The 16,143-nt window shown below is 61.3% G+C and carries 16 protein-coding genes; 1 reads left to right on the top strand and 15 read right to left on the bottom strand.

The window, feature by feature from the left end; genetic code table 11:
* Positions 1-18 precede the first annotated feature (18 nt).
* The 10 genes from AC1DNK_RS12060 to sdhC all read right to left on the bottom strand — a co-directional run bounded on the left by AC1DNK_RS12060 (position 19) and on the right by sdhC (position 11,883).
* On the bottom strand, positions 19-3,003 hold the full coding sequence (locus tag AC1DNK_RS12060) for a 2-oxoglutarate dehydrogenase E1 component (protein WP_112444581.1): 2,985 nt from the start codon (positions 3,001-3,003) through the stop codon (positions 19-21).
* A gap of 167 nt (positions 3,004-3,170) precedes the next feature.
* Positions 3,171-4,073 (bottom strand): succinate--CoA ligase subunit alpha, encoded by a 903-nt coding sequence (gene sucD, locus AC1DNK_RS12055; RefSeq protein ID WP_112385776.1) that lies wholly within the window; start codon positions 4,071-4,073, stop codon positions 3,171-3,173.
* Between the two features lie 15 nt (positions 4,074-4,088).
* Positions 4,089-5,282 (bottom strand): ADP-forming succinate--CoA ligase subunit beta, encoded by a 1,194-nt coding sequence (gene sucC / locus AC1DNK_RS12050; RefSeq protein WP_477941266.1) that lies wholly within the window; start codon positions 5,280-5,282, stop codon positions 4,089-4,091.
* 40 nt (positions 5,283-5,322) lie between these two features.
* The gene (gene mdh / locus AC1DNK_RS12045) at positions 5,323-6,285 is read right to left on the bottom strand and encodes a malate dehydrogenase (RefSeq protein WP_477941264.1); all 963 of its coding nucleotides are present in this window, start codon (positions 6,283-6,285) and stop codon (positions 5,323-5,325) included.
* A gap of 176 nt (positions 6,286-6,461) precedes the next feature.
* Positions 6,462-7,625 (bottom strand): cell division protein ZapE, encoded by a 1,164-nt coding sequence (zapE, locus tag AC1DNK_RS12040; protein WP_477941262.1) that lies wholly within the window; start codon positions 7,623-7,625, stop codon positions 6,462-6,464.
* Positions 7,626-7,673: 48 nt separating this feature from the next.
* A complete protein-coding gene (locus tag AC1DNK_RS12035; RefSeq protein ID WP_477941260.1) occupies positions 7,674-8,183 on the bottom strand; it encodes a protease inhibitor Inh/omp19 family protein in 510 nt (169 codons plus the stop codon).
* A gap of 274 nt (positions 8,184-8,457) precedes the next feature.
* Entirely contained in the window at positions 8,458-9,237 is a 780-nt protein-coding gene (locus AC1DNK_RS12030) for a succinate dehydrogenase iron-sulfur subunit (protein ID WP_112517747.1), read from the bottom strand.
* 12 nt (positions 9,238-9,249) lie between these two features.
* The gene (gene sdhA / locus AC1DNK_RS12025) at positions 9,250-11,091 is read right to left on the bottom strand and encodes a succinate dehydrogenase flavoprotein subunit (RefSeq protein WP_477941258.1); all 1,842 of its coding nucleotides are present in this window, start codon (positions 11,089-11,091) and stop codon (positions 9,250-9,252) included.
* A gap of 7 nt (positions 11,092-11,098) precedes the next feature.
* The gene (sdhD, locus tag AC1DNK_RS12020) at positions 11,099-11,479 is read right to left on the bottom strand and encodes a succinate dehydrogenase, hydrophobic membrane anchor protein (RefSeq protein ID WP_310296297.1); all 381 of its coding nucleotides are present in this window, start codon (positions 11,477-11,479) and stop codon (positions 11,099-11,101) included.
* Positions 11,480-11,490: 11 nt separating this feature from the next.
* The gene (gene sdhC, locus AC1DNK_RS12015; protein WP_112517952.1) at positions 11,491-11,883 is read right to left on the bottom strand and encodes a succinate dehydrogenase, cytochrome b556 subunit; all 393 of its coding nucleotides are present in this window, start codon (positions 11,881-11,883) and stop codon (positions 11,491-11,493) included.
* A 316-nt stretch (positions 11,884-12,199) separates the two neighbouring features.
* Between sdhC and AC1DNK_RS12010 the strand changes: the two genes are divergently transcribed.
* The gene (locus tag AC1DNK_RS12010) at positions 12,200-12,643 is read left to right on the top strand and encodes a hypothetical protein (protein ID WP_477941255.1); all 444 of its coding nucleotides are present in this window, start codon (positions 12,200-12,202) and stop codon (positions 12,641-12,643) included.
* Here the strand turns inward: AC1DNK_RS12010 and AC1DNK_RS12005 are convergent.
* Genes AC1DNK_RS12005 through tsaD form a run of 5 tightly spaced genes read right to left on the bottom strand, consistent with a single transcriptional unit; the run spans position 12,633 to position 16,100 of the window.
* Entirely contained in the window at positions 12,633-13,280 is a 648-nt protein-coding gene (locus tag AC1DNK_RS12005) for a class I SAM-dependent methyltransferase (RefSeq protein WP_477941254.1), read from the bottom strand. The two genes, AC1DNK_RS12010 and AC1DNK_RS12005, sit on opposite strands and share 11 nt — an antisense overlap.
* Positions 13,281-13,286: 6 nt before the next feature.
* Positions 13,287-13,718 carry an EVE domain-containing protein gene (locus AC1DNK_RS12000; protein WP_112385787.1) on the bottom strand — a complete coding sequence of 144 codons (432 nt, stop codon included), beginning with the start codon at positions 13,716-13,718 and terminating at the stop codon, positions 13,287-13,289.
* Between the two features lies 1 nt (position 13,719).
* Entirely contained in the window at positions 13,720-14,013 is a 294-nt protein-coding gene (locus AC1DNK_RS11995) for a YciI-like protein (RefSeq protein WP_112517751.1), read from the bottom strand.
* Positions 14,014-14,022: 9 nt separating this feature from the next.
* Entirely contained in the window at positions 14,023-15,006 is a 984-nt protein-coding gene (locus AC1DNK_RS11990) for an NAD(P)H-dependent glycerol-3-phosphate dehydrogenase (protein WP_477941252.1), read from the bottom strand.
* Positions 15,003-16,100 (bottom strand): tRNA (adenosine(37)-N6)-threonylcarbamoyltransferase complex transferase subunit TsaD, encoded by a 1,098-nt coding sequence (gene tsaD, locus AC1DNK_RS11985; RefSeq protein ID WP_477941249.1) that lies wholly within the window; start codon positions 16,098-16,100, stop codon positions 15,003-15,005. Before tsaD ends, AC1DNK_RS11990 begins: the two co-directional genes overlap by 4 nt.
* Positions 16,101-16,143 lie beyond the last annotated feature (43 nt).

Genomic DNA, 16,143 nt, shown 5'->3' with positions numbered 1-16,143 from the left:
CGTTGTTCGTTCGTTGGATCAGCCGCCCAACGCATCCTCAAGGAATGCGGCGAGCTGCGACAGGTGCTTGGACATCAGGCCCGTTGCCGGCGAAGCGGCGGCCGGGCGGCCCGTGTAGCGGACGCGCTGATACTTCGCATCGATATGGGCGAGAACCCATTCCAGATACGGGTCGATGAACGACCATGCACCCATGTTCTTCGGCTCTTCCTGGCACCAGACCATCTCGGCGTTCCGGAAGCGGCTAAGCTCGTTGATGAGCGCCTTGGCCGGGAACGGATAGAGCTGTTCGACGCGCAGCAGGTAGACATCGTCGATGCCACGCTTTTCGCGCTCTTCGAGCAGGTCGTAATAGACCTTGCCGGTGCAGAGCACGACGCGGCGGATCTTGGCATCCTTCTGCAGCTTGATCGGGCCGTCCTTGATGACTTCGGCATCGTCCCAGAGGAGACGGTGGAAGGAGGATTCACCCGCCATTTCGGCCAGCGTCGAAACCGCGCGCTTGTGGCGCAGCAGCGACTTCGGCGTCATCAGCACGAGCGGTTTGCGGAAGTCGCGCTTCAGCTGACGGCGAAGGATGTGGAAGTAGTTGGACGGCGTCGTGACGTTGGCGACCTGCATATTGTCTTCGGCGCAAAGCTGAAGGAAGCGCTCCAGGCGAGCCGAGGAGTGCTCCGGACCCTGACCTTCATAGCCATGCGGCAGAAGGCAGACGAGACCGGACATGCGCAGCCACTTGCGTTCGCCAGACGAGATGAACTGGTCGAAGACGACCTGCGCACCGTTGGCGAAGTCGCCGAACTGGGCTTCCCAGAGGGTCAGCGCATTCGGACGGGCCAGCGAATAACCATATTCGAAGCCGAGGACCGCCTCTTCCGAAAGCATCGAGTTGATGACTTCGTAACGTGCCTGGGTCGGCGACAGGTTGGCGAGCGGGATATAGCGCTCTTCCGTTTCCTGATCGTAGAGAACCGAGTGGCGCTGCGAGAACGTACCGCGTTCGCAATCCTGACCGGAGAGGCGGATCTTGTGACCTTCCGTCACCAGCGAACCGAAAGCCAGCGCTTCGGCCATCGCCCAGTCGATGTTTTCACCCGACTGGACCATGTTGGCGCGGTTTTCCATGAAGCGCTGGATCGTCCGGTGCGCATGGAAGCCCTCAGGAATTTCAGCCAGCTTGCGGCCGATTTCCTTCAGCTGCTTCATCGGAACGGCGGTCTTGCCGCGGCGCTGCTCGTCGGCATTGTCAGCCGTGCGCAGGCCCGACCACTCACCGTCAAGCCAGTCGGCCTTGTTCGGCTTGTAGCTCTGGCCGGCCTCGAACTCCTGCTCGAGATGGGCGCGCCAGTCGGCCTTCATCTTCTCGACTTCGCCTTCGGTCAGAAGGCCTTCGCCGACGAGACGCTCGGCATAGATCTGCAGCACGGTCTTGTGACCGCGGATGACCTTGTACATCTTCGGCTGCGTGAAGGACGGCTCGTCACCTTCGTTGTGGCCGTAGCGGCGGTAGCAGAACATGTCGAGGACGACAGGCTTGTGGAACTTCATGCGAAATTCCATGGCGATCTTGGCTGCGTAGACAACCGCTTCCGGATCGTCGCCGTTGACGTGCAGGATCGGCGCTTCGATCATCTTGGCGACGTCGGACGGATAGGGCGATGAACGCGAGAAGGCCGGGTTCGTGGTGAAGCCGATCTGGTTGTTGATGATGACGTGCATCGTACCGGCAACGCGGTGACCGCGCAGGCCGGACAGGCCGAGGATTTCGGCAATGACGCCCTGGCCGGCGAAGGCCGCGTCACCATGGATCAGCAGCGGCAGAACCTTGGCACGCTCGGTCAACGGAATGGTGTCGCCGTCCCAGACGGTGGCGCCCATATCCTGCTTGGCGCGGGCCTTGCCCATGACGACGGGGTCGACGATTTCGAGATGCGACGGGTTTGCCGTCAGCGAAACGTGGACCTTGTTGCCGTCGAATTCGCGGTCGGAGGAAGCACCGAGATGGTACTTCACGTCGCCCGAACCTTCGACTTCGTCAGGTGCGTAAGAACCGCCCTTGAACTCGTGGAAGATGGCGCGGTGCGGCTTGCCCATGACCTGGGAGAGCACGTTCAGGCGGCCGCGGTGGGCCATGCCGAACACGGCTTCCTTGAGGCCGAGATTACCGCCGCGCTTCAGGATCTGCTCGAGTGCCGGGATCAGTGATTCACCGCCGTCGAGACCGAAACGCTTGGTGCCCTTGAACTTGACGTCGAGGAACTGCTCGTAGCCTTCGGCTTCGATGACCTTTTGCAGGATCGCCTTCTTGCCCTCGGGGGTGAAAGCCACACCCTTGTCCGGACCTTCGATGCGCTCCTGGATCCAGGACTTTTCTTCCGGGTTCGAGATATGCATGAACTCGACGCCGAGCGTCGAGCAATAGGTGCGCTCGAGGATCTCGATCATCTCGCGCAAAGTCGCGTATTCGAGGCCGAGAACATTGTCGATGAAGATCTTGCGGTCGTAGTCAGCGGCGGTGAAGCCGTAATTCTCGGGCGAAAGCTCGTGATAGTCTTCGACCGGTGCAGCAATGCCGAGCGGATCGAGCTTGGCGTGCAGATGGCCGCGCATGCGGTAGGCACGGATCATCATGATGGCGCGGACGGAGTCGCGCGTCGCCTGGATGATATCAGCGCCGTCGCTCGGCTTGCCGGATGCTTCGGCCTTCGCCTTGACCTTGGTCTCGATGACCTTCTCGACGATGCCCCAGTCACCGTCGAGCGCCGAGACGAGATCGCCGCCGGCCGGGATCGGCCAGTGCTTCTTGCGCCAGGATGCACCCTTGGCTGCCTTCTTCACGTCGCTCGGATCATCGTCCAGCGCCTTGAAAAAGGCCTGCCACTGTTCGTCGACCGACGACGGATCTTCTTCATAACGGGCGTAGAGCTGCTCGATATAGGCAGCGTTGGCGCCATCCAGAAACGAAGTGATCTGAAACTGCTCGTTGGCTTCTTGCCGTGCCATGGTGTTACGCGGGCGCTTCTGCCCGCCTCCTGACTAAGATGAATTTGCCGGCCATCTCGCCGGCTGCCGCATTTCCAATTTACCGCCTGTCCGCGGCACATCTGCATTCGAAAGTCAGCCGGGCGGCGGCGGCAGATGCGATCCGCCGCCCGGGTCTATATGTCGGTTCAGCCCTTGAGGACTTCAACCAGCGTTTTGCCGAGGCGAGCCGGGGAAGGCGACACCTTGATGCCGGCTGCTTCCATCGCAGCGATCTTCGATTCCGCATCGCCCTTGCCGCCGGAAACGACTGCGCCGGCGTGGCCCATGGTGCGGCCCTTCGGAGCGGTACGGCCGGCGATAAAGCCTGCCATCGGCTTCTTGCGGCCCTTCTTGGCTTCGTCGATCAGGAACTGCGCTGCATCTTCTTCAGCAGCGCCGCCGATTTCGCCGATCATGATGATCGAGGTCGTCGCCGGATCGGCCAGGAACATCTCGAGCACGTCGATGAACTCGGTGCCCTTGACCGGGTCGCCGCCGATGCCGACAGCCGTGGTCTGGCCGAGGCCTTCGTTCGACGTCTGGAAGACGGCTTCATAGGTGAGCGTGCCGGAACGCGAGACGATACCGACCGAACCCTTGCGGAAGATCGAGCCCGGCATGATGCCGATCTTGCATTCTTCCGGCGTCAGGATGCCCGGGCAGTTCGGGCCGAGCAGGCGCGACTTGGACTTGTCGAGGCGAGCCTTGACACGGACCATGTCCATGACCGGGATGCCTTCGGTGATGCAGGTGATGAACGGGATCTCGGCGTCGATCGCCTCGATGATCGCGTCTGCTGCGCCTGCCGGCGGAACGTAGATGACCGATGCGTCAGCGCCGGTGCGTTCCTTGGCTTCGGCAACCGAAGCAAAGATCGGCAGGCTTTCGCCCTTCGAGCCGGTCCAGGTTTCGCCACCCTTTTTCGGGTGGATACCGCCGACCATCTGCGTGCCGTAGTAGGCAAGCGCCTGTTCGGTGTGGAAGGTGCCGGTCTTGCCGGTCAGGCCCTGAACGAGAACCTTGGTATTCTTGTTGACGAGAATAGACATGTATAGGTCCTCAAATTAGGCGTTGATCGCCGCGACGATCTTCTTGGCCGCATCGTCAAGATCGTCAGCAGCCGTGATCGCGAGACCGGATTCGTTGAGGATCTTCTTGCCGAGCTCGACATTGGTGCCTTCGAGGCGAACGACGAGCGGAACCTTCAGGCCGACTTCCTGCACGGCAGCGACGACGCCTTCAGCGATGACATCGCACTTCATGATGCCGCCGAAGATGTTGACGAGAATGCCTTCGACCTTGGGGTCGGCAGTGATGATCTTGAACGCAGCCGCGACCTTCTCCTTGCCGGCGCCACCGCCGACGTCGCAGAAGTTTGCCGGCTCTTTGCCGTAAAGCTTGATGATGTCCATCGTCGCCATGGCGAGACCGGCACCATTGACCATGCAGCCGATATTGCCGTCGAGGGCAACATAGGCGAGGTCCCACTTGGAGGCTTCGATTTCCTTGGCGTCTTCTTCCGTCTCGTCGCGCAGCGCCTTGACGTCGTCATGGCGGAACAGCGCGTTGCCGTCGAAGGACATCTTGGCGTCGAGAACGCGCAGGTGGCCGTCCTTCATGACGATCAGCGGGTTGACCTCGAGGAGCGCCATGTCCTTTTCGTTGAACGCCTTGTAGAGCGCGGGGAACAACGACTTGGCATCTTCGGCCGCAGCGCCGTCGAGCTCCAGAGCCGTGGCGATCGCGGCAACATCGGCAGCCGTTACACCGGCTTCCGGGTTGATGGCGATCGTGTGGATCTTCTCAGGCGTGTCGTGGGCAACGGCTTCGATGTCCATGCCGCCTTCGGTCGAAACGACGAAGGCAACCTGACCGACGGAGCGGTCAACGAGCAGCGAGCAATAGAGTTCGCGGGCAATGTCTGCGCCGTCTTCGATGTAGAGACGGTTGACCTGCTTGCCGGCTTCGCCCGTCTGCGCCGTTACCAGTGTGTTGCCGAGCATTTCCTTGGCGTGAGCGACGACCTCTTCGATCGACTTGGCGAGACGAACGCCGCCCTTGGCATCGGGGCCGAGTTCCTTGAACTTGCCCTTGCCGCGGCCGCCAGCATGGATCTGGCTCTTGACGACGTAGAGCGGGCCCGGAAGCGACTTGGCAGCCGCCTCGGCTTCCTCGACCTTGAGGATCGGCACGCCACTTGCGACCGGCGCGCCATAGCCCTTCAAGAGAGCCTTGGCCTGGTATTCATGAATATTCATGGATCTGTTCCTGTTTGAATTGCGTGGGGGTGCGCGGGAATTACTTCAGCGCAGGCGCAATGTTGATGCAGGCTTCGCAAAGACCGGCGACAGCGGCGACCGACTTGTCGAAGGCTTCCTTTTCGGCCTTGTTCAGGTCGATCTCGATGACGCGCTCGACGCCACCGGCACCGATGACCGTGGGAACGCCGACATACATGTCCTTGACACCGTACTGGCCGGTCAGCTGTGCTGCGCAAGGCAGAACGCGCTTCTTGTCCTTGAGGTAGGATTCAGCCATCTCGATCGCCGAAGCGGCCGGAGCGTAATAGGCGGAACCGGTCTTCAGCAGGCCGACGATTTCTGCGCCGCCATCACGGGTGCGCTGGATGATTTCTTCGAGGCGTTCCTTCGTGACCCAACCCATGGTGACGAGGTCGGTGAGCGGAATGCCGCCGACGGTCGAGTAGCGGGCAAGCGGTACCATCGTGTCGCCATGGCCGCCGAGAACGAAGGCGGTGACGTCCTGAACGGAAACGTTGAATTCCTTCGAGAGGAACAGACGGAAGCGCGAGCTGTCCAGAACGCCGGCCATGCCGACGACCTTATTGGCCGGGAGGCCGGAGAACTTCTGCAGGGCCCAGACCAYCGCGTCGAGCGGGTTGGTGATGCAGATGACGAAAGCGTTCGGGGCATACTTCTTGATGCCGGCGCCGACCTGCTCCATGACCTTGAGGTTGATACCGAGAAGATCGTCGCGGCTCATGCCCGGCTTGCGGGCAACGCCTGCGGTGACGATGCAGACATCAGCACCTTCGATCGCGGAGTAATCGCTGGCACCGGTCAGGTTGACGTCGAAGCCTTCGACCGGGGACGACTGGGAAATATCGAGGCCCTTGCCCTGCGGGATACCGTCGGCAATGTCGAACAGAACGATATCGCCGAGTTCCTTGAGACCGGCGAGATGCGCCAGCGTGCCACCAATCATGCCAGAACCAATGAGTGCGATCTTATTACGCGCCATTTCGCTTTTCCTTTGCGAATATAATCGGTCGGGCGGCGCGCCGCGGCGTCGTCCAATGCCGCAATCGCATAGACCCAAAGCCAAAAAATGGCAATCTGTTATTTTTGGTGTAGCATTTTCAATCGTTTAGATGCCAAAATTCTTACGTAAACGTAAATAAATTTGTCACCAAATTGTTACTCGGCGGCGGTCTTTTGATGATGCAGCGCAAGATACTCGGCGCTGCGCATCTCGAAGAGACGCGACGCGGTACGATCGAACTCGAAGCCCTCGGTGCCGCGCCGCTCGGCGAGCAACTGTTCCGGCATGGCCGCCGCCGAGGCATGCAGGCGCACGCCATGGTCATATAGGGTATCGACGAGAATGATGAAGCGTTTGGCCTGATTTCGCTTGTCCGCCGTCAGGATCGGAATGCGATCGACGAAAATGGTATCGAAGCGGCCTGCGATCGCCAGGAAATCGGCAGCGCCGAGCGGTTTGTCGCAGAGATCTGCAAAGCTAAAGCGCGCCATCCGGTCGACGGCGAGCGGCACATGGATCGAGCGCCCCTTCATCGGGATCTCCACCGGCTGCGCCTTGCGCCCATGCAGCATCTGCGTCCACGACGCATCCATGGCCATATCGGTGCGCGCATCGATCGGCGTCAGATAGACCGGCTGGCTGTTCAGCTTCTCCATCCGGTAGTCGGTCGGCGAATCCAGCGTGACGACATCGACATTCTTCTTCAGAAGCTCAACGAAGGGCAGGAAAAGCCCGCGATTGAGACCATCCCTGTAAAGATTGTCGGGCTCGACATTCGAGGTTGCGATCAGCACGCATCCCTTGGCGAACAGCTCCGAGAAGAGCCGCGACAAGATCATCGCATCGGCGATATCGGTGACGGTGAACTCGTCGAAGCAGAGAAGCTCCGCTTCCTCATAGAGCGAGGCAGCGACCGGCGGCATCGGATCGGCCTGCTTGGTCTCGCCGTCCTTGAGCTTCTGGCGATGCGCGGCGATGCGGTTGTGCACATCAGCCATGAATTCGTGAAAATGCGCCCGCCGCTTCTTCTTGCAGGGCGCCATGCCGAAGAACATGTCCATCAGCATCGTCTTGCCGCGGCCGACGCTGCCGTGGATGTAAAGACCCTTGATCCCGGGCTCGGATTTCTTCTTGGAAGCGAACAGCCAGCCGAGCGCACTCGATTTGGCGGCAGGACGGCGTTGCTTCAGCTGCGACAGAACCCTGTCGAGGCTTTTGGCAACATCCATCTGCGCTGTATCGATCTGAAGAGAACCCGAGGCCGTCAGCGACTTCAATTGTTCGCTGACGCTCAGGGCGTAGTCTGGCATTGGCTGCATGAGGGCTGGTCCGCCTATGCGTGACCGGCGGACGCGCCGCCGGCGCGATTACCGGCTGAGAGTGATCGGCTGGCCGCCATTGGTCTGGCCGGAGAAGCTGTTGTCAGCCGTCTTGTAGACACTGCCGATCTGGTTGCCGCTGCGGTCCTTGAGCAGAACCTGCTTGCCGGAAACTTCCCAGGAGCCCATCGCCGTCAGCTCGCCCGTGCAACCGCGCGTGCCGCCACGCGAACCGCTGCCGAGATTGGTCAGCGTCAGGAACATGTCGCAGCCGCCGTTAACGCGCCAGCTGCCAACCATCGATTCCTTGGTAACATCGAGAGCGTTTGCAGCCATGGCGCCCGGTGCTGCCGGAGCTGCCGGGGCCGCGGTCGGTGCCGCGGGGAACTGCAAAGCGCCTCCCGGAGGAGGCAGCTGCCCGCCCTGCACCGACGGTACAGGCTGCGCGGTCAGCGGCGCCGGCTGGCTGCTGTAGCTCGCATTGTCATAGGCCGTACGCTGGCAGCCAGCGAGTGACAGAACAACCGCCACACCTGTCATCGCATATCGCAACTGCATCTTGAGGCTCCCGAATATCCGCCTTGCCGCATCAAAAGTAGTCATCAGACTAATTTTCGAATTAACGTATTTCACTTTGGTTAATCAAGTGAGCACACCCGTAAATTGCCCGTGACAGCATCTGTGCCGGAACGAAGGCAATTCAAGCCGTGCGGCCGCACTTCTGAAGGGAGAATTTGTCAGCACGGTGATCAGGGCAAATTCTCAAGCACTTTCCAGCCTTGCCCGGAGAGTGAAACGGCGCCCGAAGGCGCCGTTCGAAAAGCGATGCCGATCAGACCCGGCGCTCGACCATCATCTTCTTGATCTCGGCAATTGCCTTGGCAGGGTTCAGACCCTTCGGGCACGTCTGCGCGCAGTTCATGATCGTGTGGCAGCGGTAGAGGCGGAAGGGGTCCTCGAGGTTGTCGAGGCGCTCGCCCGTCGCTTCGTCTCTGGAATCGATCAGCCAGCGATAGGCCTGCAGCAGAACAGCCGGACCGAGATAACGGTCGCCGTTCCACCAGTAGCTCGGACAGGAGGTCGAGCAGCAGGCGCAGAGAATGCACTCGTAGAGGCCATCGAGTTTCTGGCGGTCCTCGTGGCTCTGCTTCCATTCCTTTGCCGGCGTCGGTGACACCGTCTTCAGCCAGGGCTCGATCGAGCGGTGCTGGGCATAGAAGTTGGAAAGGTCGGGAACCAGGTCCTTGACGACAGGCATGTGCGGCAGCGGATAGATCTTCACCGTGCCCTTGATATCGTCGAGACCCTTGGTGCAGGCCAGCGTATTCGTGCCGTCGATATTCATCGCGCAGGAACCGCAGATGCCTTCGCGGCAGGAGCGGCGCAGCGTCAGCGTCGGGTCGATCTTGTTCTTGATGTAGAGCAGACCGTCGAGAACCATCGGACCGCAATCGTCGATATCGATATAGAATGTATCGATCGAAGGCGTCTGGCCATCATCCGGGCTCCAGCGATAGACGCGGAATTCGCGGGTATTCTTGGCACCGGCAGGCTTCGGCCACACCTTGCCTTCGCGCATCTGAGAGTTCTTGGGGAGAGCGAGTTCTACCATATCCGGTTCCTCTTAGTACACACGAGCCTTGGGCGCGATCTTCTTGGGATCGATGCCCTCTGCGATCAGCTCGGTGTGAACCGGGCGGTAGTCGAGCTTGACGTCGCCTGCGTCGTTGACCCAGGCAAGCGTGTGCTTGCGCCAGTTGACATCGTCGCGGCCGGCGAATGCGCCTTCGGTGTAATCTTCGCGCGCATGCGAGCCGCGGCTCTCCTTGCGGGCTTCGGCGCCGTAGATCGTCGTGATGGCGTTGGCCATCAGGTTCTGCAGCTCCAGGGTCTCGACGAGGTCAGAGTTCCAGATCATCGAGCGGTCGGTGACCTTGATATCCTTCATCTCGCCCCAGATCGCTGAAATGCGCTGGCAGCCGGATTCCAGCGATTCCTGCGTACGGAACACGGCCGCATCTTCCTGCATAGCACGCTGCATCTTTTCGCGCAGAACGGCCGTCGGCGTGCCGCCGCTGGCGTTCCGCAGCGTGTCGAAGCGATCCATGATCTTGTCGCAGGCAGCAACGTTCAGATGCGGAACCGGCGATGCGCGGTCGATGACCTCGCCTGCGCGGATCGCCGCGGCACGGCCGAAGACCACGAGGTCGATCAGCGAGTTGGAACCGAGACGGTTGGCGCCGTGCACCGAGGCGCAGCCGGCTTCACCGACGGCCATCAGGCCGGGGATGACGCGCTCCGGATTGCTCGAGTCGGCGTTCAGCACTTCGCCCCAATAATTGGTCGGAATGCCGCCCATATTGTAGTGAACAGTCGGCAGAACCGGGATCGGCTCGCGCGTCACATCGACACCGGCGAAGATCTTGGCGCTCTCGGAAATGCCCGGCAGACGCTCGTGAAGAACCGCCGGATCGAGATGGTCGAGATGCAGGAAGATATGGTCCTTGGCCTTGCCGACGCCGCGGCCTTCGCGAATTTCCAGCGTCATGCAGCGCGAGACGACGTCGCGCGAGGCAAGATCCTTCGCCGAAGGAGCGTAGCGTTCCATGAAGCGTTCGCCCTCGGAATTCACGAGGTAACCGCCTTCGCCGCGTGCGCCTTCGGTGATCAGACAGCCCGAACCGTAGATGCCGGTCGGGTGGAACTGCACGAATTCCATGTCCTGCATCGGCAGGCCGGCGCGGATCGCCATGCCGCCACCGTCGCCGGTGCAGGTATGGGCGGACGTTGCCGAGAAGTATGCGCGGCCATAACCGCCGGTCGCCAGAACCACCATCTTGGCGGCAAAACGATGGATCGTGCCGTCATCGAGGTTCCAGGCGACAACGCCGGTGCAGCGGCTGCCATCCTCGGACATGATCAGGTCGAGCGCGAAATACTCGATGAAGAATTCAGCATTGTTGCGCAGCGACTGGCCATAGAGCGTGTGCAGGATGGCGTGGCCGGTACGGTCGGCAACGGCGCAGGTGCGCTGCACCGGCGGGCCCTCACCGAAATTCTGCATGTGGCCGCCGAACGGGCGCTGGTAGATCTTGCCTTCCTCGTTGCGCGAGAACGGCACGCCGTAATGCTCGAGCTCATAGACCGCCTTCGGCGCTTCCATGGTCAGATACTGCATGGCGTCGACGTCGCCGAGCCAGTCGGAGCCCTTGACGGTGTCGTAGAGGTGCCACTGCCAGCTATCAGGCGTCATGTTCTGCAGCGAGGCGGCGATGCCACCCTGCGCCGCGACCGTGTGCGAGCGGGTCGGGAATACTTTGGTGATGCAGGCGGTGCGGAAACCTTGTTCGGCCATGCCGAGCGTGGCGCGAAGACCGGCGCCGCCGGCACCGACGACGATCACATCATAAGAGTGATCGACGTACTTGTAGGCCTTCCCATTCTGAGCGGGTGAAGAGGGTGCCATGATACGGTTATCCTACGAATGCAATTTTCAGAATGGCGAAAAGACAGAGGCCGGCGATGAGGATCGAGAAGAAGGTGTTCAGCATCAGGCTGACGATCTTCAGCCATTCGGTGTGAACATAATCCTCGATGATGACCTGCATGCCGAGCTTCATGTGAATGACGCCCGAGATGATCATCAGACCCATGATGACGGCAACGAACGGGTTCGACAGCGCGTGAACCACGTCCGCATAGGGCTGGCCGGCATGAACCAGCATGAAGATGATGAAGAACAGAAACAGCGGCACGTTGGCGACCGCGGTGAGGCGCTGGCGCCAGAAATGATCGGTGCCTTCCTTGGCGGAGCCGAGGCCACGGACCTTACCGAGCGGGGTACGCATATCCATGAGAGCGACCTTTAACGAATGACGAAGCCGATCACCCAGACCAGCACGGTCAGACAGAGCGATCCGATCAGATTGGCGATGGCGAGCTTGGTCGAGAATTCTTTCCCGAAACCATGGCCGAGATCCCACATGAAGTGGCGGAAACCGCCGAGCATGTGATGGATCAGCGCCCAGGTGTAACCGAGCAGCACGAGCTTGCCGATGATGCTGCCGAGCACCCAGTTGGCCCAGTCGTAATTCGACTGTCCCGTCGCAGCCGCGATCAGCCACCAGGCGATCAGCAGCGTGCCGACATAGAGAGCGCCACCGGTAATGCGGTGGACGATCGACATGATCATGGTGGGGATTGGTTTGTAAATTTGCAAATGCGGCGACAAGGGCCGGTTATTTGTCACATTCGCCATCAGAACCTCGCGGCGTCTTCTCTGCGCTTCCGGAATACGGAGCATATCGAGGCAATCACAGGAATGACAAAATTGTCTGTGTGCGTTGCATCAATGGCGACGTTTAATCACCGAAGCCCCGGACGACAAGCACAATCGCCGTCCGCTTTTAATTTAATCGATTCGCGTTACCGGGAAGTTGCTGCAAAGCAAAACTGGCTTCCGGTACTCAGATTTTATCCTGATTTTTCATCGCTCAAGTGGACATACGGGAAGTTTTGAAGCAAGCTGCCGTTAACGATTTGTTAACGATCGCATTTTGCGAGGAAGACGGCCGATGGTCACGCGTTTTTCGAAAGTCATTCCGCTCATGCTCGGCGCCCTGATGGCGCTGCCTGCCGCCGCCGGCGAACGCTATCCGCACCACGGTCGCGGCATGATCCATTTTGCGGGCGGACAGCAATGGTTCGGCGATCGCGACCGCCGTCACGGCCACAACCGCTTTGTCAGATTGCGACAGTTCTCGCCTGTCTACAACGGCTACACCGTTCAGGGCAGCAACGCCGCCGCACCGGTGAACAACGGTCCGGCCCACAACGGCACCTATGCTGGTTCTTATGCCTATGACGTCGATGGCGGCACCTATATCGGCGCCAGTGGCTACGCGATCTATGCGGCACCCAGAACCGCCACCCTCGCGCCGAAGGCCAAAGTGATCGATGTCGCGATCCAGGATGACCCTTGCGAATACGAGGCGAATGTCTGCGTGATCAGGCCCTGAAGCGCCAGACCGTCGTCTTCTTGATTTCGCTATCCTCGAGCGCCCGGGTGACCGGAACTTCGTAGACGGCGCAGAATTCCAGCCGGTCTTTCGGCAGATAGGCGCGGCCGGGATCGCCGACCAGCACCGTCTTGCCCTCTGTCGCCAGCCGCCCAAACCACGGCAGCAACGCATCGGCAAATCCGCGATCGTAAAACACGTCGCCTGCGAGCACGATATCCGCAGCAACGTCAGAGCCAACAAGGTCCGAGCCTTCGAAGCCGATCGCGACCTGGTTTGCCGCCGCATTAAGTCGCACGGCAGTCCGAGCCCAGGGATCGATATCGGCGGCGGTGACGCCAGCCGCTCCCGCCATCTTCGCGGCGATCGCGACGAGGCCCGAGCCGGTTGCGAAATCAAGCACCTGCGCGCCGCTGACCGTATCAGGATGGTCGAGAATATAGCGCGCCAGCCCCTGCCCGCCGGCCCAGGCGAACGCCCAGAACGGCGGCGGCAGACCGATCTCCGCAAGCTCCTCTTCTGTCTTCAACCATAGCTCATGAGCCTCGCTCGCCAGATGCAGCCGGATCTCCGGCACATGCGGCGGCGCCATGAGGCTGGTATTGGCGCGGATGAAGATTTCCGGATCGGTCTTCAAGAGCGGTCAACGCGGCGGGTTGTCGAGACCGCCCATGCGGCAGACTTCGAGCCATTCTTCGTCGGTCACCGGCTGCACGGACAGGCGCATGGACGTCACCAGCGACATCTTCGACAGCTTCTCGCTCGCCTTCACATCCTTCAGCGTCACCGGCTTCGGCACATCCATGACTGCGCGGATATCGACGCAATCCCATTTGGGATCGCCCTTGGCCGAGGAATCCGGATGCGAGAGAGCGCAGACCTCGACGATTCCGACAATCTCCAGCCCGTCATTGGAATGGTAGAAGAAGCCCTTGTCGCCGATCTGCATGGCGCGCATGTTGTTGCGGGCGAGGTAGTTGCGGACACCCGTCCACTCCGTCCCCTTCTCCCCGGCAGCCTTTTGCTGCTCCCAGGACCAGGCGGCCGGCTCGGACTTGTAAAGCCAGTGCGCCATCTCAAGCCTCCGGATTGTTGAAGACCCAGTTATAGGGCTTCACCTCGACACTCTCGAACAGACCAGCCTTGGCGTAGGGGTCTGCTTCGCCAAGCGCCTTGGCGGCTTCCAGGCTGTCGGCCTTGACGATGACCAGGCTGCCATTCGGCTTGCCATCAGCATCGAGAAACGGACCGGCAATCGCCAGCTTGCCTTCGGCATTCAGCTTGTTCAGATACTCGACATGAACAGGACGCGTTTCCATGCGCACGTTCAGATGGCCTGGCTTGTCCTTGCAAAGAAGGGCGAAAAGCATGTCAGTCTCCTATTCGGTGGTGATCGGACGTGTCATCAATTGTTCGATGGCCTCGGCAATCCCGAGCTTGCCCTCGATGATCGCCGAGACGGCGTCGGTGATCGGCATGTCAACGCCAAGCTCGCCGGCCAGCCGCGCGGCAACGGCAGCGGCGAAAGCGCCCTCGACCAGCTGTCCATACGCTGGATCGGCCTGTTCGCCGCGCCCGAGCGCGATGCCGAAGCGCAGATTGCGCGATTGATGGCTGGTGGCCGTCAAAACCAGATCGCCGAGCCCCGAGAGGCCGCGAACCGTGCCCGCCTGTCCGCCCTTGGCCGCAACCAGCCGCGACATTTCCGCAAGACCGCGGGCAATCAGCGCCGCGCGGGCGGAATCGCCGATACCGCGGCCCTCGACGATGCCGCAGGCAATGGCGAGAACATTCTTCAGCGCCCCCCCGAGCTGGACGCCGGTGCGGTCGTCGGATGCATAAAGTCGGAAGGTGCGGCCTGAGATCGCCTGCGCCAGCCGCTCGGCAACGTCCATATCCGCAGCCGCGATCGCCATCGCCGTCGGCAGGCCCTTGGCGATGTCGGCCGCAAAACCGGGACCAGAGAGCACGGCGACACGATGAGCCGGAAGCTCCCGTTCCAGCATGTCGGTCAGCAACGCACCGGTCGCGCGTTCGATGCCCTTGGCGCAGGTGACGACGACAGCATCCTTAGCCAGATAAGGACCATACTGGCGCGCTGCATCGGCCTGCGCTTGCGAGGGCATGGCGAAGAGGACGATCGACGCATCGCGGATGGCATCAGCTTCTGCGGAAAATTCCAGTGCTTCCGGCAGCGCAATTCCCGGCAGTGCCGCATCGTGCAGCCGCTCGGCCGCCAGATCGGCCATCAGTGCCGGATCCCGGCCGACAAGCGTCACGGCGCTGCGGCCAGTGAGCGCGATGACCGCGGCAAGCGCGGTTCCGAACGCACCGGCACCGATGACAGCAATCCGCTCGCTCATGCCTTGGCTCCGCGTTTTCCGTAATTGACCAATGCCTCGGCATTGGAATCGAGCGGCCAGCGCGACCGCGGCTGGACGTCGAGATCATCAGGCGCCACGCCGATCGCCATGCGCTCCAGTCCGGCCCAGGCGATCATCACGGCATTATCGGTGCAAAGCCGGAGCGGCGGCGCGATGAAGCGGAAGCCATGCGTGCCGCAGAGCGCCTGGAGCGTGCCGCGAACGTCCTGATTGGCCGCGACACCACCGGCAACCACCAGCGCTGGCTGTCCGTCGATATCGGGAAACTCGGTCTTGAAGCGCTGGAGGCCACGCCCGATCCTGTCCTTCAGCGTGCGCGAAATCGCTTTCTGGAAGGAAGCGCAGATATCGGCAATATCCTGCGTCGAGACAGGTGCAATCTCGGTTGCCGCCTGGCGAACCGCGGTCTTCAGGCCGGAAAAGGAAAAGTCGAGGCGGGCCTCGCCGACCAGCGGGCGTGGGAAGGAAAAGCGATCGGGATTGCCCGATTTCGCCGCCTTCTCCACTTCGGGACCGCCAGGATAGGGCAACCCCAAGAGCTTCGCCGTCTTGTCGAAGGCTTCGCCGAGCGCGTCGTCGATCGTCGTGCCCCAGCGCTCGTATTGGCCGATGCCGCGCACCAGGATGAGCTGCGTGTGGCCGCCGGAAACGAGCAGCATCAGATAGGGGAAGGAAAGCCCATCGGTCAGCCGCGCCGTCAGCGCATGCCCCTCGAGATGGTTGACGGCATAGAGCGGCTTTCCCGCCGCCCGTGCGATTGCCTTGCCGGTCATCAGCCCAACCAGAAGCCCGCCGATAAGCCCCGGACCCGACGTCGCAGCAATGGCATCGACATCCGCCAGCGACACATTGGCACGCTGCAGCGCCTCTTCGATCAGCGTGTCCAGCGCTTCGACATGAGCGCGCGCCGCGATCTCGGGAACCACGCCACCATAGGCGCTATGCTCGTCAAGCTGACTGAGCACAACGTCGGAAAGCACATTCGAGCGGCCTTCCGCATCGCGTTCGACCACCGCAGCCGCGGTCTCGTCGCAGCTTGTTTCGATGCCGAGGATGCGTAGAAAGGGAGCCATGAAACCTGATCGTTGATTGCGATGGGGCGGAAACCCGGATACG

The sequence above is a fragment of the Rhizobium sp. 01N424 genome (assembly GCF_056399485.1).
This window is presented reverse-complemented; position numbering and strand designations above follow the sequence as displayed.